The 23666-nt window shown below is 25.7% G+C and carries 16 protein-coding genes; 3 read left to right on the top strand and 13 right to left on the bottom strand.

What is annotated here, in order from left to right; genetic code table 11:
* Nucleotides 1-71 precede the first annotated feature (71 nt).
* The 7 genes from alr to F811_RS0110115 form a co-directional block, all read right to left on the bottom strand.
* Nucleotides 72-1181 (bottom strand): alanine racemase, encoded by a 1110-nt coding sequence (gene alr, locus F811_RS0110145; RefSeq protein WP_020005138.1) that lies wholly within the window; start codon nt 1179-1181, stop codon nt 72-74.
* A 178-nt stretch (nt 1182-1359) separates the two neighbouring features.
* Entirely contained in the window at nt 1360-4233 is a 2874-nt protein-coding gene (locus F811_RS0110140; RefSeq protein ID WP_020005137.1) for a methyl-accepting chemotaxis protein, read from the bottom strand.
* A 114-nt stretch (nt 4234-4347) separates the two neighbouring features.
* Entirely contained in the window at nt 4348-5196 is an 849-nt protein-coding gene (flgF, locus tag F811_RS0110135) for a flagellar basal-body rod protein FlgF (RefSeq protein ID WP_020005136.1), read from the bottom strand.
* Between the two features lie 20 nt (nt 5197-5216).
* Complete coding sequence (murA, locus tag F811_RS0110130; protein ID WP_020005135.1) at nt 5217-6494, bottom strand: UDP-N-acetylglucosamine 1-carboxyvinyltransferase; 1278 nt, start codon at nt 6492-6494, stop codon at nt 5217-5219.
* Between the two features lie 202 nt (nt 6495-6696).
* Nucleotides 6697-7755 (bottom strand): 5-methylcytosine-specific restriction endonuclease system specificity protein McrC, encoded by a 1059-nt coding sequence (mcrC, locus tag F811_RS0110125; RefSeq protein ID WP_020005134.1) that lies wholly within the window; start codon nt 7753-7755, stop codon nt 6697-6699.
* A 171-nt stretch (nt 7756-7926) separates the two neighbouring features.
* Nucleotides 7927-9234: an AAA family ATPase gene (locus F811_RS15725; protein WP_020005133.1), complete on the bottom strand. Its 1308-nt coding sequence runs from the start codon at nt 9232-9234 to the stop codon at nt 7927-7929.
* 53 nt (nt 9235-9287) lie between these two features.
* On the bottom strand, nt 9288-11426 hold the full coding sequence (locus tag F811_RS0110115; RefSeq protein WP_020005132.1) for a tetratricopeptide repeat protein: 2139 nt from the start codon (nt 11424-11426) through the stop codon (nt 9288-9290).
* Nucleotides 11427-11660: 234 nt separating this feature from the next.
* Here F811_RS0110115 and F811_RS0110110 point away from each other — a divergent pair, with 234 nt between their 5' ends.
* From F811_RS0110110 to F811_RS0110100, 3 genes are all read left to right on the top strand, one after another.
* Nucleotides 11661-12944, top strand: a complete 1284-nt coding sequence (locus F811_RS0110110) for an adenylosuccinate synthase (protein ID WP_020005131.1) — start codon at nt 11661-11663, stop codon at nt 12942-12944.
* Nucleotides 12945-13032: 88 nt separating this feature from the next.
* Nucleotides 13033-14754 (top strand): DUF262 domain-containing protein, encoded by a 1722-nt coding sequence (locus F811_RS0110105; RefSeq protein ID WP_020005130.1) that lies wholly within the window; start codon nt 13033-13035, stop codon nt 14752-14754.
* 274 nt (nt 14755-15028) lie between these two features.
* Nucleotides 15029-15460, top strand: coding sequence for a PepSY-like domain-containing protein (locus F811_RS0110100; protein ID WP_020005129.1), 432 nt, complete (start codon nt 15029-15031; stop codon nt 15458-15460).
* 148 nt (nt 15461-15608) lie between these two features.
* Here F811_RS0110100 and F811_RS0110095 read toward each other — a convergent pair whose 3' ends face one another.
* From F811_RS0110095 to F811_RS0110070, 6 genes are all read right to left on the bottom strand, one after another.
* The gene (locus F811_RS0110095) at nt 15609-16400 is read right to left on the bottom strand and encodes a hypothetical protein (protein ID WP_020005128.1); all 792 of its coding nucleotides are present in this window, start codon (nt 16398-16400) and stop codon (nt 15609-15611) included.
* Between the two features lie 51 nt (nt 16401-16451).
* A complete protein-coding gene (locus F811_RS0110090) occupies nt 16452-17258 on the bottom strand; it encodes a HinfI family type II restriction enzyme (protein WP_020005127.1) in 807 nt (268 codons plus the stop codon).
* Nucleotides 17251-18333 carry a DNA-methyltransferase gene (locus F811_RS0110085; RefSeq protein ID WP_020005126.1) on the bottom strand — a complete coding sequence of 361 codons (1083 nt, stop codon included), beginning with the start codon at nt 18331-18333 and terminating at the stop codon, nt 17251-17253. The genes F811_RS0110090 and F811_RS0110085 overlap by 8 nt, the downstream gene beginning before the upstream one ends.
* 151 nt (nt 18334-18484) lie before the next feature.
* Nucleotides 18485-19666 (bottom strand): AGE family epimerase/isomerase, encoded by a 1182-nt coding sequence (locus tag F811_RS0110080; protein WP_020005125.1) that lies wholly within the window; start codon nt 19664-19666, stop codon nt 18485-18487.
* A 206-nt stretch (nt 19667-19872) separates the two neighbouring features.
* Nucleotides 19873-20460 carry a thymidine kinase gene (locus F811_RS0110075; protein ID WP_020005124.1) on the bottom strand — a complete coding sequence of 196 codons (588 nt, stop codon included), beginning with the start codon at nt 20458-20460 and terminating at the stop codon, nt 19873-19875.
* 135 nt (nt 20461-20595) lie between these two features.
* A complete protein-coding gene (locus F811_RS0110070) occupies nt 20596-23649 on the bottom strand; it encodes a tetratricopeptide repeat protein (RefSeq protein ID WP_020005123.1) in 3054 nt (1017 codons plus the stop codon).
* Nucleotides 23650-23666 lie beyond the last annotated feature (17 nt).

The following is a 23666-nucleotide window of genomic DNA, read 5'->3' as shown; positions in this document are numbered from 1 at the left end:
ATACTCTCCTTTTTTATTTATTTATTTTTATGTATTTTGTATGACTCCTTAAAAGATATTATTATTTTTTATCAGTTATCTTTATAAACTCTTATAACTCTCTCCCCTATATTAACTAATACCTCATGACTTATACTATCTATTCGTTTAGCTAAAGTATTAGCATTAAGCCTTTTATCATTACCAAATATTAAAACCTCATCTTCGGTTTTTATATCATCATTACCTATATCTATAATGATGGAATCCATGCATACTCTTCCACGCAGCGGATAATATTTACCGTTAATTTTTACCTCCCAATTATTAGATAATTTTCTTGATACCCCATCTGCATAACCTATAGGCACCACAGCTATATTTGTATCTCTGTCAGCCTTCCAAGTCATACCATATGAGATACTTTCTCCTTTTTTTATTTTTCTAGTTAAAAGAACTCTTGATTTCAAATTAAGTATAGGTTTAATGCCCAAATCATAAGATTCATCACAAATATACCCGTATAATATGATGCCTGCTCTTACCATATCAAAATATGTATTTTTATATGATACCAAAGCTGCAGAGTTGGCTGTATGAGCATTATTTATTACTATTCCATTATTTTTTAAGGTATTGATTACATTATTAAAAATATCTATTTGTCTTTTAGTAAACTCAATAGAATAATCATCCTGCATATCGGCAGCTGCATAATGCGTATTTATACCTTCTATACTTAAAGTATTGTAAGATAAAACTTTTTTGGCCAAGCCCAAAACATCTTCAGGTCTAGCCCCCATTCTGTTTAATCCAGTATCCACTTTTATATATAATTTCAAAGAACCGCCGTATTTTTTTAAATATCTGTCATAATACTCCAAACATTCATCATTACTTATAATAGGAATCAAGTCATATTTACATACCAAGTCAGATTCATGTTTAAAATGCTGGAATAATACTATTATGGGTAATTTGACTCCACTTTCTCTTATTTTTATACCTTCTTCTACAGTAGCAACCCCCAAAGCATCTGCCCCAAATCGCTCTGAAGCCTTAGAAATTTCTACTATACCATGTCCATAGGCATTAGCCTTTACTATATTAAGTAATTTTACTCCGTTTGCTATAGAACGTATGATTTCAATATTGTTTTTTAATACAGATAAATCTACTTCTGCTATAGTGTAATTAATCATGATTACTTTCCATAATAATTTTATATTTTTTAGTATAACTATTTTTTATCATTTTGTCAATAAAATAGTTTTTAATCAATAATTTATTGTGATTTTTAAATCTTATATATTACAAAAAAAGTGAGATATTATATAATATCTCACTTTATAAATTTTTATAAAATATTATTAATATCTTTTACATTGTAAACATCTCTGGATTTTTATAATCGTCCTTCAACATTTGCAAAACGTCTTCATCACTTTTGAACTCTTCATTATCCTTTTTAAATTCCTCTTCAAGACTTTTTAACTCCATATCCATTTTCTTATCTACTGAAATATCCTCACTATCATCAGATTTTTTATTGTTTTCTTCTACATTATCAGCATTGGTAATAAATTTGCTCATAAGATCATTAAACTTACTGAATATCTCATTTAACTTACTTGTAGCATTATAAAACTCTTTATTACCTTCAACAGTTTTTACAGAAAGCTCATTCAAAAAACTCATAGCATGTACAACTTCCTTTGCCCCAGAACTATTAGCTTCGATAATATCAGAAACTTCTCTTGTAATCTGGTCAAGCAAAGTAATTTGACTGTCTACCACATCACCGCTGTTCATCTGTTCTTTTACACTTTCTTTTACACCTGTAGTAATATTATTCAAGTGTCTTATAGTTTCAAGTATATCTCTTCCGCCAACTTCAAGCTCACTGTTTGCAGTATTTATCTCAGAAACAACCCTAGCAGTATTTTCTGACATATCAAGTATATTGTCCAAAGACTTACCACTATTGCTTGCAAGCTCAACTGTTTCTTCTATTCTTTTAGTAATAGCTTTAATGATGTTTGTAATAGATTTAGTATTATCAGCTGTATGTTCCGCCAAAGATCTAATCTCATCAGCAACAACAGAGAACCCTCTTCCCTGCTCTCCAGCATGTGCTGCCTCAATAGCTGCGTTCATAGCTAGAAGGTTAGTCTGTTCAGCAATACCTTGAATAACGTTAACGATTTCTTTAATTTGGTCAGAGCTTTCCTCAATACCCCTTACAGCCTCAATAACTTCATCTACTGTATCACCGCCATCATGAGCATCAACAAGAAGTTTCTTAGAGAAACTGTCCGCCTTATTAACACTTTTGGCAACTGATGTAATATTTGATATCATCTCTTCTATAGAAGCAGAAGTCTGTTCTACAGCTGATGACTGACGCTCCATGTTATCATTAATTTTATAAATTGTTTGAAGTAATTCTTCTACAGCAATAGAAGCTGATGAGAATGCATGTCTCTGCTGGTCTGTAGAGCTTGTTACATTCTGTATAGAAGTAATGATATTATTAACACTGGCTACACTCTCTGTAATACTTGAGCTTTGATCATTAATCCTATTAGTATTCTCATCTATAACTTTTTCTATTACTTTTATTTCATCAAAAACTTTATAACTTTCTAATTTTAATTCGCCTATAAGATTATCCAAACTTGATAAGAATAAATTAAAATTATAAACCAAAAGTCCTACTTCGTCATTATTTTTTGAAGGAATTCTTTTCCTCAAATCTCCGTTTTTACCTATAAGATCTCTTGTAGATACATTTGCTTTGCTTACAGATATTAAAAGAAGCTTTAATATAATCAAATATATAGCAAATAATAATATAAATAAACATATATGAATAGAAGTATACCAAAATATATTTCTGTCTATATTAGATTCTTTAACTATAGTACTAATATCTTTATAAAAGAAAGCCACTACATTAAGTTCTGGAATATAAGAAGCTATAACTATAGATCTGCTGCCGTCTACAGAAACTACAGGAAATATTTGAAATATTTTAGTACTAATTGAATTTTCAAAGTTTGCAACATTTGTGCTTAATTCTGATGATGATGATAGTATTGAAGAAGAACTTTCTGCTATATATCTGCTGTCTGAACATAATATTATATCTTTATTTTCTAATCTGTATAATAAATGAGACCATTTAGAAAGTACATCATTATTTTTTATAAGTCTTGAAATGCCTGCTATATTGTTTTCAGCTATAAAATATCCTATATCATTTCCAAATAATCTTAATGTAACATAAGATGAAATAAATATATTATTTCTGTCATATACATTAACATTCATAACTATATCATTATTTTCAATTTCATTTTCGAGGAAATTATGCATATATAATGCATCAGAACTTCTTGTTGTATATTTATCTGTACCTGCATCTTTAGAAATAGTGACAGAATAAGGTAGATCTGTATTAAGATATTCTGCTTTTATATTTAATGAAATACTGTCATATATATTTTTAAGGGTATTATTAAAATATGTAAGCCTATTAAGGAACTCGTTTTGAATTATTTCTTTGCTTATAACATCTCTGCCGTTATACATATTCAAGATAAACTCTTTATAAGCATTCATGTCATTTTTTATATTATCATTAAAAGAACTAATTCTGCCATTTAAATATAAGACTTCATTTAAAGTATCATTGCCAACCTTATCAAGATATGATTTTTCTTCTAATGTTATATAATTGAGAAGGAATGCAAATATCAAAATCGAAAAGAATATATATACTATAAAGCCTAATTTTGCTATAAGAGGTATATAAAAAGTAACAACATTTTCCTCTAATTCAAAATTAAGAGAAAACATTTTAAATATGAGCATAAATACACATACTAAAATAGAGGCATTAATAGTAGCGGCAAATACAGCCATTACGGCAGTATAAAGGAAAAGTTTATTAATAATAGAATAAATACCAATTTCTATAATACTTCCAGCTAATGAAACTACAAAAAATACTAAAATCAGTCTAAGTGCTAATTTTACTTCTATATTAGATTTCCATCTCTTTAAATATTTAAAAAAGAAAATAAAGGAAACTATAGCAAATATTATTTTTATTCCATAAATCTGCGGAACTTCTTTATATATAAAGAACAATATAATATTCCAAGCTACAATATCTATTAATAAGTAGATTGGAATAGCAAAAACTTTAAGTCTGCTTATAACATGTTGTTTAAGTTTATCTAAAACCATAATATCCTCTATTGTCAAATAATAATATAGAAAAAACGCTTCTATACAGAATACTATTATATATTATCGTTTATTTTTTATCAAAATTTATTTACCAAAAAACAAGTATAAAAACTACACTCTTCCTACTTCATTTATTACCCTGCCTACTAAAGTATCATGAGTGGATATAGTTTTAGAGTTTAATTCATAAGCACGCTGTACTTCTATCATTCTAACCATCTCATTTACTGGATTTACATTGCTCATCTCTAAAAATCTTGATAATACTTTAGGTCTGTCTACACCTTTCTGTGCTATATATGCAGGACCGCTTATATCTGTATCTACCCAGAAAGATTCACCTTCTTTCTTTAAATATCTCTCATTATCAAAACGCACTATTTTTAAAGTATCAAGTATCTCTTCATCTTCCCATTCATTATCATTGAACTGTACAAATGTATTGCCGTCCTGATATCTTCTATTGATACTTACTCTGCCGTCTTCATCTATATTAAAGTTATTAGTTTTTATCTGTATATATCCGTTTTCACCCATAACTTTATAGCCATGTTTAGTTACAAGATAATGATCTTTATCTATCAAAAAACTTCCGTTTCTTGTATATCTCTCACCATGAGGAGTCTCTATAGCAAAAAATCCTTTATCACCCAATGCTATATCTAGCTGATTTCCTGTCTCTCTTAATGAGCCTTGTTCCCATTCTGTGAAAACTTCATTTACTTCAACACCTGTTCCCATTCTTCCCACATAAGGTCTTACATCTGTTGAACCAAGCGGAAATATTACTACTCCGTCATCTTCTGTTCTTGCTGCCATCATCTCTGGAAAAGATTTGAAACTTACTGTATCTCTTTTAAATCCAGGTTTATCAACATTAGCCAAATTGTTAGCTACTACATCAAGTCTTGCCTGTTCGGCCATCATGCCGCTTGCACCTGTATAAACGCCTCTTACCATTTTATAATCCCCCTAATTTATTATAATATATCGTCTTTTTCTCTTTTTGTGTTTATATTAATAGTTTTTAATTTTTCTTCTAAATTTTCATAGCCTCTTTCTATATGATAAATTCTATGAACATTTGTAACGCCTTCAGCTATAGCCCCAGCAGCAACCAAAGCAGCACCCGCACGTAAATCGCTTGCCTGTACATCAGCTCCTGAAAGTTTCTTTCCGCCATTAACCACTATATCAGAAGTATTTAGCTCAATATCTGCTCCCATACGAATAAGTTCTGGAACATGGCTAAATCTGTCTGGATAAATACCTTCTATAAGTTCGCTTTTTCCATTAATTGTACAAGCTAATGTTGTATATATTGCCTGCAAATCGGTTGGAAATTTTGGATAAGGCAAAGTTTCAACTTTAAAAGGCTTTAATTCTCTATTAGATGCATCAATCTCTATAGTTGTATCTGTAGTTTTTATATCGCAGCCTATATCTGAAAGCAAATCTAGTACAAAGCTCAAATGTTTAGGCTCTGCATTTTCTAGTTTTAATTTTCCTCTTCCAGCTGCTGCTATTGCTAAAAAAGTACCTGTTTCTATTCTGTCTGGTATCACTGTAAACTCAGCACCATGAAGATAATCAACTCCTTCTATGGTAATAGTATCAGTGCCTCCGCCTGTTATTTTCGCCCCCATAGCATTAAGCAAATCTACAAGATTAACACATTCAGGTTCTTTTGCCGCATTTCGTATAATAGTAGTTCCTTTTGCCAAAGATGCTGCCATCATAACATTATCTGTTCCCAAAACTGTAGGTCCGAACTTACCAGACAAATCCATATCAGCACCTATAAGATTATTTTCTACTTTGGCATCAATATATCCAGCTGTTATATCTATTTTAGCTCCTAATGCCTCCATTCCTTTTAAATGCAAGTCTATTGGTCTCGGCCCGAAAGCACAGCCGCCCGGATACGATACTCGGCAATGCTTTCGTTTGGCTAGAAGAGGCCCTAATACTATGATAGAGCCTCTCATCTTTTTTACAAGTTTATAAGGAGCTTCTTCACTTTTTCCATTATGAGATATTATTACAGTAGTATTATTCTTAAAATCTACTTTCTTACCTAAAGGCTCTAATATATCTATAAGAACATGAACATCAACTAAATCTGGTACATTATGAAGTATTATAGGCTCATCTGTTAAAATAGAAGCCACAAGCAGAGGTAATGATGCATTTTTAGATCCAGACACCCTTAATACTCCCCCAATATTCTTTGAACCTTCTATAACGTATTTATACATATATTTTCCGCCTTTAAACTTTAAAAAGAATAAAAATTCTACTTCCTATATTTTCGGTATTATACAAAATTGCTTAATAATTTTTTGATTATATATTATGTAAATTATTATCTACTTATAATTAAAAATTGTAAAAAAGTATTAAATGTTGCTGCTTACTTTCGATAAGTAATTATTCGATAAATAAGGATCATTATATTTATTAAAAATAATTTTTTATAATATATATTAACTTACATTTTATAATATAAAAATCAGAGTTCAAATCTATTGTATTAACTGCAAAATATTTATCATTTATTTTGTATTCTTTGTTAATATTATCATCGCACAACGGATAAAGTAAAATACCTTTGATAGTTTTAAACCTTTTGTAAAAATTATGAACATTAGACATATAAGAAAATATTTGATATAAATGACTGCTTCTTAAAGAAACTTTATCATTATTTTTTATTAATATATTTTTATAAAACTTTGTATCTATTATTAAACATTTTTCTTTATTATAAATCATAATATCTGTTTTCATTATAGGTATATATTCATTATCATTTATATTCCATTTTATAGTTTTGTTTTTTACTTTTATATTTATATTATTTCTAAAATGCATCTTATAAAAGTTTAAAACAAATTTCTCATAGAGCATATGCATTCTTTTCTCTTCATAAAAATCTATAAATGAATATTCACTGCTGTTTTTATTAACTAATAAATTTTTATGTATGAATTTGCATATATTGATTATAATCTTGTAATGCATATTGTTTTTATTATATTTTAATAATTTGAAAGTTCTGTTATTAACATTTATATTTTTTATTTTTATAAAGTAATGATTTAATTTTATTAATTTTTCTTTAATATCATTATCTATATTTTTGTAATTAATAAGTTTATTCAAAGTATATTTTATTATTTGATTAAAGAGTATATCATTAGAGAGTATATTATAACTGCATACTAGCTTTTTATAATTAAGAGTATTTCTTTTTATAGATTCTGAGAAGTTAATTTTTCCTTTTAATACTGATAAATCTTCTTCTAAAGTAATATAGCCTCTATAAAAACCTCTTTTAATTAATTTTTCTAAAAAGATACTAATAATATATCCCATAGCATTATAAATATTATCAAACTTTTCATCGCCGAATATTTCTTTTTTATCATTATCTTCATCAATGATATTCCAAATATTCCAAGCATAAGAGAGCATGTAATATATATTTTTAACAGGTATTTTTATATTATTATTCATTTATCAAAAAGTAATTTTTTATTTGCAGGGCTTTGGCACCCCAGTTCTTTTTGCGGCCCAGGCGAAGCCCGCATACGGCGAGAACCAAAAAGACTGCAATTTTACAAATCTAAAATTATGAGTTATTAATATATAAAAAATTATAATTATGATTTAAAAATAACAGTATTATTATATATCCAATAACTTTTTTATTTCCTTCTCTGCTTTCTCTTCATTATCAAACCAATATTCTCTTAATGTAGGAGCTATTTCATATTCTATAATATTTTGGTATTCTGTCTCATCTATTTTATCGCAGAAATAGCTATGCCCTATAGTACAGCCTCTGCCTAGGGTTTTATCATTTTTTATAATATTATTTAAATCAATAAACTTTGTATTTATTTTATTTATAAGATTATCGTTTATATTCTTTTCTTTCAAATAGTTTATAAACTTTTCATTTCCAAAAGCAGGCTCAATATCTATAAAGCAAAATCTTCTTCGCAGTGCATAATCAATAACGGCAATGCTTCTGTCTGCAGTATTCATCATACCTATAATATACAAATTATTAGGCACGCTGAAACTTTCATTATTGTAAGGAAGTATAATTTCAGCATCTCTATTGTCAGCCTCTATAAGCATTAAAAGTTCTCCAAATATTTTAGATATATTTCCGCGGTTAATCTCATCTATTATAAAAAAATAATCATTATCCATATCGGAAGATGCTTTCTGACAAAAATCATAAAACACACCATTTTTTAATTCAAAGTTTTTATCTGTAGGCTTATAACCTATAATAAAATCTTCATAAGAATAGCTTTCATGAAACTGCACCATTTTTATTTTACTGTCATCAGCTTCTCCAATGATTGAATAAGCTAGTTTTTTGGCAAGAAAAGTTTTACCAACCCCGGGCGAGCCTTGAAAAATAATATTCTTCTTTCTCATAAGTAAATTATAAATAGTATCGTACTTTTCTTCGGATATAAAAACTTCATTAAGGAAATTTTCTTTACTATATGAATTATCCGATTTATCATTAGTTTGTGTAATTTCTTCATCGTCAGTTTTTTCTTCTTCAAACAAATTATCAAATGATATATCTTTAATATTATTTTTTTCAATTATTTCTTTACATACTTTTACTAAATTATCAGATTTATCTTTATTAAATGGATAATGATATTTTATATATTCTTTTGTTGAAATTAATGATTTTTCTAGTTCTTTAATTCCATGTAGTTTTCCTATTTTTTCAATGATAAATTGCAGTACATTTAATTTAAAACTTCTTTTAAACCCTACACCTTTTCTCATACACCTATATATTCCGTATAAAAAATTAAATGAACTATATTTGTATATTCCTTTAACATCTATTTTCAAACATTCATTAATTCCTTCTGTTCTTTTAATTTCACCATTATATATTTGCTCCATTACATCATATATTTTTTCTAACTGTTCGTTATTTAATTCTTCTTTCATTTTTACTCCAAATAAATAATATAATATTAGTTATTTCATTAGTACAATAACAATTATCTTAAAGGTGCTTCTGATATTCTTACCTTTATATCATCTAATTTATTAGCTTCAGTATTTTTTAAGTGAAGTGCCTTTCTTATATATTCGGCAACTGCCTCATTGTTTTCTACTTTTGAGCCTATTATTATTTCTTTTATATAATTAGTATTTTCATCAAAAAGTTTTATATAATCAATATAAAGTTTTTTATTATCATTGTCAATTAATATTTCATCAGATTTATAATCATTTGTTACAAGCATTCTAAGTTCCTGTTCTTCAAAGAATGCTTCATGTTTTATTATGTATTTTATGTTTTCAAATAAATAGCTGTATAATTGATTTTGAATATTTTTATAATTTTCATTTCCTTCTATTTGTTTTTTAATTTCTCTTGTATAATAAAATATTTTTGCAAATGCATATTTAATCATATCTTCTTTTTTATCATCTTCTTTTAATTCTAATTTATAATTAGGGTTATTTAAATCATTTAAATCAATAATATTGCTTGCATATTTAGATTTTTCTTTATTGTATATAAGCTGATTTTCTTTTTCATTATAATAAAGTACCCAATATAGATTTCTTTTATTTGCTTGGAATTTTTCTTTATTAATTTCATTCGTATCAATTTTACAATTTTTCAATTCTAATTTATAAGAATAAGGCGAAGTATATGAATTATTAAAATATTTATTATCTAAAACCAAACATATGCCTGTAGCTTCTTTATTTTCTTTTTTTCCGTATAGTCTAAACATTGTAAGGGAATCTTTATTTCTTGAATATGATGTCTGAAGAGTTAAAGCTTTTTCATCATTTTCTATTTTTATATCTATATTATTTTTATTTAAAATTCTTTCTAAAATTTTACCTTCTTTAGGGTCATTAGCAGTTGTGATATTATTTATTCTTATATTTCCGCTTTCTTTTGTATTTTCTTTAACATTTAATAATAAAGTTAGAATATCCAAAGATGTATAATGAGATATTTCTATATTATTATTGTCTTCTTCTTCAGTATCAAAAGTTAAAAGTTTAAGTAAAAAATATTCGTATAGCAAAAGATATTTTATATTTTCTTTAAGCTCATCATTAAAATTTTTACTCTCATCAAAACGAGAAATTAAATTTGTTATTGGTTCATTATACCATAATTCATTATTTTTTATATCAACTATAAATTTAAATAACTTTTCAATATTGGTATATTCTTCAAATAATTCTAATATTGTTATTATATATATATTATTATCTTGATTAATTTTAAAAAAACTTCTTAAATCTTCTATAGCATTTTTATTTTCTAAAAAAATTTTGCAAATAGCTCTTAAAAAATATGTATCTTTATAATTAGGGTTTAATTCTATGGATTTATTATAATCTTCTATAGCTTCTTTATATCTTTTCAAATTGAAATTTGAAAGTCCTATATTAAAATATACATCATTAGCATTTGGATTTAGTTTTATAGCTTTATTGAAATCTTCTATAGCTTCTTTATATTCTTTTAAGTTAAATTTTGTGATACCTCTATTAGTATAGGCATCTTCATAGTTGGGATTTAATTCTATAGCTTTATTATAATCTTCTATAGCTTCTTTATATCTTTTCAGATTGGAATTTGAAATAGCTCTATTAAAATATATATGTTCATCATTTGGTTCTAATCTCATAGCATTATTAAAATCATTTATAGAACTTTCATATTCTTTTAAATATCCTTTTAAAGCACCTCTATTAAGATATGCATCACTATCGTTTGGAGCTAATTCTATAGCTTTATTATAATCTTCTATAGCTTCTTTATATCTTTTTAAATTTGATTTTGACAAACCTCTATGAAAATATGCATCTTCATTATCTGGGTTTAATTCTATAGCTTTATTATAATTTTCTATAGCTTTTTCATAATTTTCTAAATATGATTTTGAAATTACTACATTATTAATATAAGCATCACTATTATTTGAATATAATTTTATAGTTTCATTATCATATCCTAAATCAAAATATATGTTTCCTTTTAGAAAATATGCATCCTCATCTTTATCATCTTTTTTAATGGCTTCATCGCATAGCTTTATTGCTTCTTCATAATTTTTTTCTTCTATTAATTTTTGTATTTTTGCTTTTAATTCTTCAGTCATAAATAACCCAAAATATTTTTAATTATTATAAAGCATTATAAAAATATTAAAACAATATATAATTGTATTACCGATGTTTAAAAATTACTGTATAAATAAAACATTATCTTTAATAGAAATTTCTATTAAAAGTAGCTTGAAATTCTTACAAAATATTAATATAATAGAAGCCGTGTGTTTTTTATAAGTTTTTTCAATCTTATATTTTAGCATAATAAAACAAGGAGTTGAAAAATGGCTTCAGTAATTATAGTAGGAACTCAATGGGGTGATGAGGGCAAAGGTAAAATAGTGGATTATCTTGCCGAAAACTGCGAATATGTTGTTCGTTCTCAGGGCGGAAGTAATGCAGGTCATACCGTTGTGGTGGATAATGTGAAATATAAATTAAGACTTTTACCTTCTGGCATACTTTATAACGATAAAGTTTGTGTTATAGGAAACGGTGTTGTTATAGAGCCTAAAGTTTTTTTAGGTGAAATAGATTCTCTTATAGAAAAGAAAGTTAATATATCCAATCTTAAAATTTCTAACAGGGCTCATGTATTAATGCCTTATCATAAACTTCTTGATGAGCTTCAGGAAGAGGATCTCGGAGAAAATAAACTAGGTACTACTAAAAACGGTATAGGTCCTTGCTATATGGATAAATCCAGCCGTTTGGGTATAAGAATAGTTGATTTGATGAATAAAGAAGTTTTTGCTAAAAAATTAAAGTTTAATCTTGAGCTTAAAAATAAACTCCTTAAAAAAGTTTATAATCATGACGGATTTGATTATGATGCACTTTTAAAAGAGTATTTGGAATATGCAGAAAGATTAAAACCTTATGTTGCTGATACTACTACAATATTAAATAAGGCTATTAAAGAGAAAAAGAATATACTATTTGAAGGAGCTCAGGCTACTATGCTTGACTTAGATCATGGTACTTATCCTTATGTAACATCATCTTATCCTGCTGCAGGAGGAGCTTGTACTGGTTCTGGAGTAGGACCTAGAAAGATTGATAATGTTATAGGAGTTGTAAAGGCTTATTCTACAAGGGTGGGAGAAGGCCCTTTCCCTTCAGAGCTTCATGATGATATAGGTCAGGCTATAAGAGATAAAGGCGGAGAGTACGGCACTGTTACTGGAAGACCAAGAAGATGCGGTTGGCTTGATGCTTGTGTTGTAAAATATGCTTCTTATGTGAACGGACTTGATTCTATTGCCGTAACTAGACTTGATATATTAGATGATTTGGATAAATTAAAAATATGTGTTGCCTATAAATATAATGGTGAGATATTAGAAGGGTATCCTGCAGATTTGGATATACTTTCAAAAGCTGAGCCTGTATATGAGGAGTTTGAAGGCTGGAAAACTAGCACTAGAGAAATAAGAGAATATGATAAACTCCCAGAAAATGCTAAAAAGTATTTAAAAAGATTAAGCGAAGTAATAGAAACAGATATATCTATAGTATCTGTCGGTGCCAGCAGAGAAGAGACTATAATAGTTAAGAAGATTTTTTAATAAATATTGTTAGATAATTTTAGAGGGTTTGTATTATTAATAAATATAGACCCTTTATTTTTTATAATTAAAATTTATAGGAGATTACATGTCATATAAATCTAATACAATAAAAAATATTATAGATGGTATATATGAAAGAAATTATGTGCTTCCTGCCATACAAAGAGAGTTCGTTTGGAAAACAGAACAGATTATTAAACTTTTCGACAGTATCTTAAGAGGATATCCAATAGGTTCATTTTTATTTTGGAATATTAATAGTAATAATATAAATGATTATGTTTTTTATGATTTTATAAAAGATTATCATGAAAGAGATTTCAAACATAATCCAAAACATAATGTTATACAAAATAAAAATATTATATCTATATTGGACGGACAGCAAAGATTAACTTCCTTATATATAGGATTAAGAGGAAGTTTTGCTTATAAAGAAAAACATAAAAAACATAATAAAAATGCCTCATATCCAAAAAGATTTTTATACATAAATATTTTTAATGATATAGAAAATAATAATATAGATATATCAAATAATGAAATATTATATGATTTAAAATTTATGACAGAAGAAGAAGCTAATAACAATGATGATAAAAATTATTGGTTTAAAATTTCAGATATATTGAATATGAATAGTGAAACTATATCAGAATTTTCTATTGATGTTAGTAGTAATAAAAATAAACAAAAACTTTCATTAAGATATTTAAACCTAATACATAACTATATTTGCCAAAAAGAAATAATAAATTTTTATGAAGAAACAGAGCAGGATATAGAAAAGGTGTTAAACATATTTACTAGAATTAATAGCGGAGGTACAATATTAAATTACTCTGATTTACTTCTATCTACTGCTACAGCTTTATGGGAACATCATGATGCAAGAGATGAAATAAATAATTTAACTGATGAAATTAATAAAATTGGAATAGATGTAAATAAAGATTTTATAATGAAATCTTCTTTAGTATTATCAGATTTGGATATTGCTTTTAAAGTTAAAAATTTTAATAAATCAAACACTCAAAAAATAGAAAATAATTGGAAGAGTATAAAAAAATTTTTACTTTTAACTTCCCAATTAATAATAAATAATGGATATAAAGATGAATTTATAACATCATATAACGCTTTAATGCCTATAGCTTATTATTTGAAAAAAATAAATGCCGATGATAGTTTTTTAACTTCTACAAAGCATAGAACAAATAGAGAAGTTATATTAAAATGGTTTTCTAGAGTTTTAATATCAAAATCTTTCGGAGGTTCAAGTGATTCTATTTTGAATCAATACAGAGATATTATAAATAACTCAAATTCTGATAATTTCCCTATAAAAGAAGCTATTGATAAATTTAAAAATACAAATAGATCTATATACTTTGATGATAATAGAATTAATACACTAATAGATGAAAGCCATTTTGGAAATAAGCAAACATTTTCATTACTCATGCTTATTCAGGATAATATACCAAACAATATTGATTTGAGTATAGATCATATACACCCTCAAAAATTATTTAATAATAAAGTATTAAAAAACTTATTTAAAGATAATGAAGATGATATGGAATACTATAAGCATAATATAGTTAATTTGCAAATTTTATCTTCCAACATAAATTCATCAAAGGGAGACAAACCTTTAGAAGATTGGGTTAATACATCTGATTGTAAACAATATTCTTTTTTAATACCATCTAATTTAAAAGATTATAGCATTAATAATATATTTGAATTTTATGAAGAGAGAAGAAACTTATTAATAAAAAAGCTAAATGAAAAGTTAAGATAAAATTGTTAGCCTGTGTTTATTTTCTATAAATGCGGGCTTTTTTGTATGTAACAGGTCTTAAAGTAAATAAATTTTACTTTATTTTGGTAATTTAATACACAATCAAAATAAAATGTGTTAAATGTATAATATAATTATAAAAATTATATATTTTAAGTAAATTTTTTGTAAATTTATAGTAAAATATATTGACAAAATCTGCTTTTAGGCTATACTTATAATTGTAAAGATAATTTACAAGAACATATGAAAACAAATTAAAAGGAGATTTACTATGACTAAAAAATTATTTGCTTTATTAATAACTTTAACTATTATTTCTACTTCAAGTGCCTTTGCTGATTGGATAGTACCAGCTTCTTCACTTCCACAGAATGCTAGAAACTTTATACAAAGAGTTTATCCTAATGCTCAGATATGGAAAGCAGAAAGAGATGACGGAAAATTTGAAGTAAAATTATCAAACGGTTCTAAAATAGACTTTTTGTATAATGGAGAATGGAACAGTATAGACGGAAAATACAATACAGTTCCTTTTAGTGTTTTACCTCAATCAGTAGCAAACACTATAAAAAATACTTATCCTAATGCTGTTATAATAGAGGCAGAAAAAGAATGGGGCAATTACAAAATAAAATTAAATAACTTTATGGAATTGTTTATAACTTCTGACGGACAGTTAATGGGACAAAAATTTGACGACTAATTGTATATATATCTTATTAATAAAGAGAGAGAGTTTTTTACGGCTCTCTCTTTTTTATTATATTTATAAAAAATTTTATAATCAATATTGTTGTTTTCACAGATTAATATATTTTAGCGTATAAAACAATAAATACAGAATTTTTTAATTACTCTTCATCTGTTTCATCATCTTCATCATCATCTGACTGAGTACTGCTTATATAATCTCTGTTTAAGAAAAATAATGATATTATTATTTTGAAATAAATATCAAATATATAAAGTACTATCATAGCAATAAAATATGAAAGAAGATTTTCTCTGCTGTTTATAGGAGATGACAAAAAAGTTATAGAAAATACATTTTGAAAGAAAAATATAAACAATAATATGAATAATGTTTTAAAAAATTTAGGCTTCACAAGATAATATGAATATCTCAAAGCATTTATTCCCCAAGTATGCCTCAAAGCACAAATATTTTTTATAAATACAAAAAATACAATCAACGCTATACCAGGAACTATAAAAAATGTAAGACCTAAAAACACCAATACAAAATATATAAATGATGTAACTAAAGCAGGAAATATAAACCTAAAACTTTTAACAATAGCCCAAGTAGCACTTTTTATTTTTTTATAGACCAATCTCTCTGTCAATAATGATACTGATATCACAGAAAGTACATCTAAAAACCAAGAGAGAAAAATATTTATATAAAATCCCACACTTACTTCAGTCTTAAATAGATAAGCCAAATCTTCAAAAGTTTTTACATCTGATGCTTTAAAAATTTTCACAGGGAAATATATGCTGCTTAATATTATAGGAAGAGAGCATATTAATGATATTATAAAAAAATTTTTAAAGTTGGCAGTAAATAGAGAAAAAGAAACAGTAAATAAATCTAGAGTTTCAAACTCTCTTTCTTCCAGTCGTTTTCTTAATGAAGCCATAAAATTCCTTAAATATAGAATATATTTTTTATTATCGTATATAATTAATCATTATTTTAATTTCATAACTTTTTTGTATAAATTATCAAACATTTCTATTACTTCATCACTTTCTGATAGATTTTGCAAATAATTATCTACATCATCATATTTTATCGATAAAAACTCATCAAAAAATTGTTTTCCTCTTCGTATGTTTGTATTTTCTGGTATATAAATATTTCCTTTCATTCTCTTATTATTAAAAAAGAATAGTATAGGTACAATTTCTTTTGTATTAAACTCATTTACAAGATAGGCAAAAGTTTTTATAAATTTTCTATTTATATCAACAAATTTACCAGTATCATGATCATCATTATATTTAATTTCAAGATAATAAATAATATTGGTTTCTTTATCTTCAAAAAGTAAATCTATATCATGTTTAAATGAATTATTTATATTTTCTTTATTATTTTTTATATCATTTATGATTTCTTTTTGCAGATTTTTAAATGAAAGTTCTAAATGTTCATCAGTATTTGAAGTAGTTTGACAGTTAGTTATATAATTATCTATTCTAGTTTCATTAGACTTAGAAATAGAAAAATTATTGCTTTTTTTGCCGCTGTATTCATCTATAATATTATATCTTTTTTCATTGGATATAATTACTTTCATAAGCTCTTCAATAAAATTACCAAATTGTATATTCATACTTTGAAGTAATCCGCCGAATATTCTATATCTTTTTGGTATAAAGTGTATTTTAACATTATGCTTTTTATTTAATTCAGTTATCTTATTATCTGAGGCAGAATTATTTATAATATTATATACAGCCTGATTTATAATATCTTTAATATTATTATTCATGATTATCTCCAATATAAATATATCTTAATTCATCTATAGATATAAATTTATCTTTATAATATGTATAAAAATAATTCCAGCCATTATATTTAGATAAATTTTGAAGCTTTGCACTCATTTGATGTATAGAAAAATTTCCAAGTTCATTTTCTACATTTCCATTCCCATTTAATTTACAAACTTCATCACCTTTTTTACTATATAAAGCCTGATTAGCTTTTAAATATCCTTTTTCAATAAGGTTCTTTATAGGAACTTTAGGAGGTTTTACTTCATAATCAAGATTTATTAAATCTGTCATTTCTACATACGTATTTTTTATACGTTCTTTTGCATAGTAAATATATTTATCTTCTCTTTCTATTCCTATATAATTTCTAGAAAGTCTTTTAGCAACTGCCCCTGTGGTTCCTGTTCCAAAAAAAGGATCTAAAACTATATCATTTGGTTTTGAAGAAGAAAGTATTACTTTAAATAAAAGTTCTTCTGGTTTTTGTGTAGAATGTACTTTATTTCCATCTTTATCTTTCAATCTTTCATTACCTGTACAAAGAGATATATTCCATATACTTTTATCCTGCTTATCATTATTTAAATGTTTCATAGTTTTATAATTAAAAGTATATTTAGTACTTTTGTTTTTTCCACACCAAATTAAAGTTTCATGAGCATTGCAAAATCTAGTTCCTCCAAAATTGGGTACTGGATTTGTTTTGCTCCATATTATATCATTGAGTATCCAAAAACCTAAATCCTGCATTATTTTACCTATGCGAAATATATTCTGAAATGACCCTATAACCCAAATACTTCCTGTAATTTTTAATACTCTTCTGCATTCTTTCAGCCAATTTATAGAAAAATTATCATAATCTTCAAAACTTTTAAACTTATCCCATTCATCATCAACACCGCTGAATTTAGTTCCGTTAGTTCTTAAAAGTTCACCTTCTGTCTGCATATAATATGGGGGGTCTGCAAATATTAAATCTATACTATTATCTGGTATTTTTTTTAATTCTTCTAATGCATCACCTTTTATAATTGTATTTTTTATATCATCAATAATATACATTAAAAACCTTTAAAATTAAATATAATTTAAATATTGTAACCTATAGCAGTTAAAATTACAAATTTTAATATAATTTTATTAAGTAATGTCAAATAAAAAAGGCTAGACCTCAATTAAAGAGCCTAGCCTTAAATTAACCATATTTTAAAAATTATTTTGCATTAATAGCGTCTATTATTTCAGCACATTTCATGTACATTCTAGGTATATGGAAAGGTCCTTTATACATATTGCCTTTTAAGTCAGTAGATATTCTTCCGTCTCTGTGAAGATATCCGAACCATTCGCCGTATTCTGTATCTATGAATTTTTTAGTATATTCTTTTACTGTATCATGCTTTTCTAAATATTTATCATCTTTAGTAAAATAATAGCAGTATAAAGCAGCAATAGCAGCTTCAGTTTGAGGCCACCAGAATTTCATGTCATGATGATATTCGCTTTTAGGTTTTCCAAGTACGTCCATATATTGAATAATACCGCCGTACTCTTTATCCCAGCCCCATTCCCACATCCAATCAAATATTTTTAGTCCTAGGGCTTTTAATTTTTCATCATGATTTCTTTCTATAGATTCTCTTAATATAAACCAAGATGATTCTATAGCATGTCCAGGGTTTAATAGTCTTCCTTCAAAGTGATCTTGTAAAGTACCGTCTGGATTACATTGTTCTAATACTGCTTTTTTCTCTTCATATAAAAATAATTGTATATTAGATAAAAGATTATCTATATATTTGTTATAATAATCTTTATTTTCAGGGTCAGCTTTTCTTAATTCCTGAACAGTAGCAAGCATTATCATAGGAGGTCCGAAAGCTATAGTAGGTCTGTTCACCGCATTAAATTTTGGTATAAGAAGTCCTTCTCTCTGATATCTGTCTATATCATCTAATATTTTTCTTGCCTTTTGAGCATAGCTCTTATCGCCGCTTGCTCTTGAATATGCTGCCATAGCTATAAGACAGAATGTTTCTGAGTAGTAGTATCTTAATCTTTTTATGATTGGTTTACCGTCTTCAGTTACTCTGAAAAACATTCTTCCGTCACCATCTTTATCAAAACAGTATTTCTCCAAAAACTCTATTCCCAATTTTGCAGCTTCTAAATATTCCTCTTTCTTTTCAAAATCAGCATAAAGAGTAGATAGTACCCAAGCAAATCTTCCCTGAAACCATACAGATTTATCGCTTTCTATAAGTTTTCCCTTCCTGTCTAAAGCTGTGTAGTATCCGCCATGCTTCTTATCAAGACCGTTTTTAAGCCAAAATGGTATGACATTGTCTTTAAGCATATGAAGATACTCATTTTTTACTTCGTTTAAATTGCTCATAAAAATTCCTTAAAATCAAAATAAGATTTTATTAATAAAATGTTAATATTAACAGATTGATATTATAAAATCAACAATAAAAATAAAATTTTATTGTGTTTTTAATATTATTCTAAAGTATTGCTGATTATATTTTAGAATATCATAAAATAAGTTGGTATAATATAACGATGAATTATTACATCATCTTTTAATTTTATTGATTATCATAAATCAAATTTCTCTTCATCTTCTCCTTCATAGCAGTACCTACAAACACATTTATATATATCATCTCCGATTACAACCCTATCAACATCTTTTGCTATTCTTTTTGAATATATACCTTTTCTTCCGCATTCGCATTTACCAAATACTTTGGTATGAATATCTATTAAATCTTCCTCTATAAGATTTGATACACTTTCCCAATAATTCCTTTTATAATCCATATCAAGAGAAGCTACGCAGAAGTCTATATTATCATTACTGCATCTCTTCATCAAATCAGCAAATATATTAGGTTCTTTTAAAAAGCAAAACTCATCTATACCTATAACATTATACTTTGAAATATATTTATAAATACTTTCTATATTATTTCCCAAATCTTTTTCTATTTCCTCTTCAGTAATTATATCGATTCTTTTATCTAAATATACATTCTTATCTCGGCAGAAATATCCCCTGAAAGAAATAGCAGGATATATGAACAATATTTTTATATCTTTATTTTCCATTAAGAGATAGTCTAATGTTTTTATTAGATATTTAGACTTTCCTGCAAACATTGGTCCTGTGATTAAATGATTCATATAAAGAAAAATCCGCCATTTATTATGATTAAATAATTTTTATAAAATTAGTTATAGTCTTTTATTATATCATTTAATTGTGTATATATCAAATTATTTATATATACCTAAACAATTTAAATTATCAATATAACGCTAATTAGAAGAAGGAGGAAGTCTCTTCACTATTTGAAGATATTTTATAAATCTTTTTATTTTTATGCTTTTATTATTTATGTTCAATGCCTTTTTGTAATACTCAAATGAATTAATATAATACTCCTCAATATCCTTATGATCTTTATATTTCAAATAATAGCAAAGCCCCAAAGAAAAATAAACCTCATATTCATTTCTTCCATAATATTGATTTTTTAAAGATAAATTATAATTGTTAATCGCTTTATCTAAATAGTCTTCATCTTTTTTATATTTTTTATACATAATTAAATAAATATCGCCTATCAAACTATATGCTTTTATATTTCCAAGTTTTACAGACTGATTCAAATTATCAAATGCATTTTCTATATAATCTATTTTCAAAGTCTTATCATATAAATGTTTTAATATAAGAGCCTTATAATAATTGCATTCTGGATAAAGAGAGTTTATATCCAAAACTCTGCTGAAACAGTGAAAAGAATGTATAATATATTCATAGTTTTTAGTTTTCAAATATACTTTATAATAAAGAAGTCCAATCTCAAAATAATAATCTATATTGCTTCTTTCAATGCCTGATATATACTCTAAATAAAATAAAGTAAGCAAAGCATATCTGGTATTTTTTGTAACATAAAATAAATATCTGAAAAACTCTATACATAGCCTTATAGAAAATATATCAGTCTCTAAACTGCTTAAACATTTTCCCGCTTTAATTAAATACTTATTATTTTTATGAATATCATACATAACATTATTGAGTATAAATAAATACTTATTTGCCAAACTTCTGTTTATTGATAAAAGAGAATTATATTTATCAAAATAATCATCTATAATAGCAGTATCCGAGTATTCATTAAATAATATAAAATACATACTCTCTAATTTTTTATAAACAGTATTAATTCCTATACCAAAAAACAAAGCCTTTTCATAATATTCTATGCTTTTTAATATATAATTATATCTAGTTATATTATCAAAATGATTATTTGCAATTTTTATGCTGTATAAATCTCCTATTGCCTCCAAAGCTATTAATGAACTCTCATCATTGAAAATAACAGTTTCAAAACAAGATAAAGAATTATTAAATATGCCGTCAACATTATAAACACTGTATACTATATAATATAAAAAACCTAAATTCTCTATAGCCTTTAAATATGAACTGTCTAACTCTATAGCTTTAAGATAATTCTTTTCAGCCTCCTTATAATCTTCAAATCTGCTTTCTGTAATCCTATAATGATAAAGAAGTGCCGAATTATAATATAAAGTCTTATCATATTTATTTATATCATAAGCATAATCAAAATACTCCAAAGAACTTTCAAAATATTTTATATCCTTTGATATTCTGTATTTCTCATAATAAATGACAGCCCTCTGTGATAAATTATGTATATCATATCTAAATAAATCAACATTCTTATCAACATATGATAATGCCAAATCAAAATATCTGTCATCATTATGCTCATCTATATATTTAAGTCTGTATAAATCACTTATAGCAATAAAAGACTTTGAAGATTCAAAAAATGCTAAAGCCTTATTAAAAAACTCATCTTTAAGATTATACTTTGAACATATATTTTTATCTTCCAAACTGTCTAAATACAAATTATAATAAAAAGAGCCTATATTATAATTAATATAGTATGAAAGCATTTTATCATTATTAAGCTCTCCTTCATTAAATAAAGTCTCATAATCATTAATAATCAAAGTAAAATAATTGCTGTCATCAAAATAATAAAATGCCAGTCTGTAAAGCTCAAATCTATTAATATATGTATATAAATAATCTCTGTCTATCGCTATTGCTCTATTATAATAATACACAGCTTCATCAAAATCTTCTTTATGCTTTGTGATTTTAAATTTGCATTCATAAAGATATGCCAAAGAGTTTAATATATCAGTTTCATCTGTATCCAAATGATTAAATGAAGAAAGAGAAGCATTAAAATATAGATTATCTTTTGTATAATCATAGCATATAATATATAAATGCCCCATAAAATAATACTTATAATTATAATCGATATTGTTATAATAATTCAAGGCAAGTTCAAAATCTGTTTTATTTTTTGTAATACAGTATTTAATTGTATACAAATATCCAAATAAATTATACAAAATAATATCATGTTCTTTAGATTCTTCTGCTTGTTTATATAATGAAGCTGCCTCCTCATAAAAATTAAAATCACTGCTGTATTTAAACATCAAAGTATACAAAAAACCCAAATTAAGCATAATATTAATATCTCTGCTTATATATGATATCTCCATATAATAATTAACTGCTTTCAAATAATAATCAGAATTTTTTGTAAGTATAAATTTATCTCTATAAAGTTTTGCTAAATCGCATAATGCAAATATATTTTCATTATCAATATTGAGTATTTCTGTATATGCTTCTGCTGCTATATCAAAATATTTCTCTTTTTCTATATTCTGAAATTTAGCTTTATATAAAAGATATATATCATAACTTAAATTTATATCATTACCATTTGATTTTAAAACTTCTTTATATGCATACAATGCATTTTTGAAATATTCATTGTCTTTAGTGTTTAGATATTTAAATTGATATAAAAGTGCTAAAATAAAATAAGTAATATCATTCTCATAATGAAGTACTTTATTTATATTATCCATTGCTATATCATAATAAATATCATCAGAATCATAAATATATCTGGTATAGTATAAAAATGCCGCCTTATTTCTTGCATATATATTACTGCTGTCTTTAATCATAACAGCATTAAGACTTCCTATAACATTTTCAAAGCTCTCATTATCTCCAGTATAAGCACATTCATCTATATAAGAATCTATAATCTTTTGCAAAACGGCAATATTATATTTTATATTTAAGCCTTTATTATGATTTTTTACTTTATCTGTATAATCATAATAAAAATATGTATTATCTTCAAAAGTTTCAAAGTTAAATTTTTTAAGAAATGCAAACTCAGCATCAGCTTTCATATTATGAATAAAATTGTAACAATTCATAATCAATCAACTCAGTA

Origin of the sequence: Brachyspira innocens ATCC 29796, assembly GCF_000384655.1 — a bacterium.
Classification (GTDB): domain Bacteria; phylum Spirochaetota; class Brachyspiria; order Brachyspirales; family Brachyspiraceae; genus Brachyspira; species Brachyspira innocens.
This window is presented reverse-complemented; position numbering and strand designations above follow the sequence as displayed.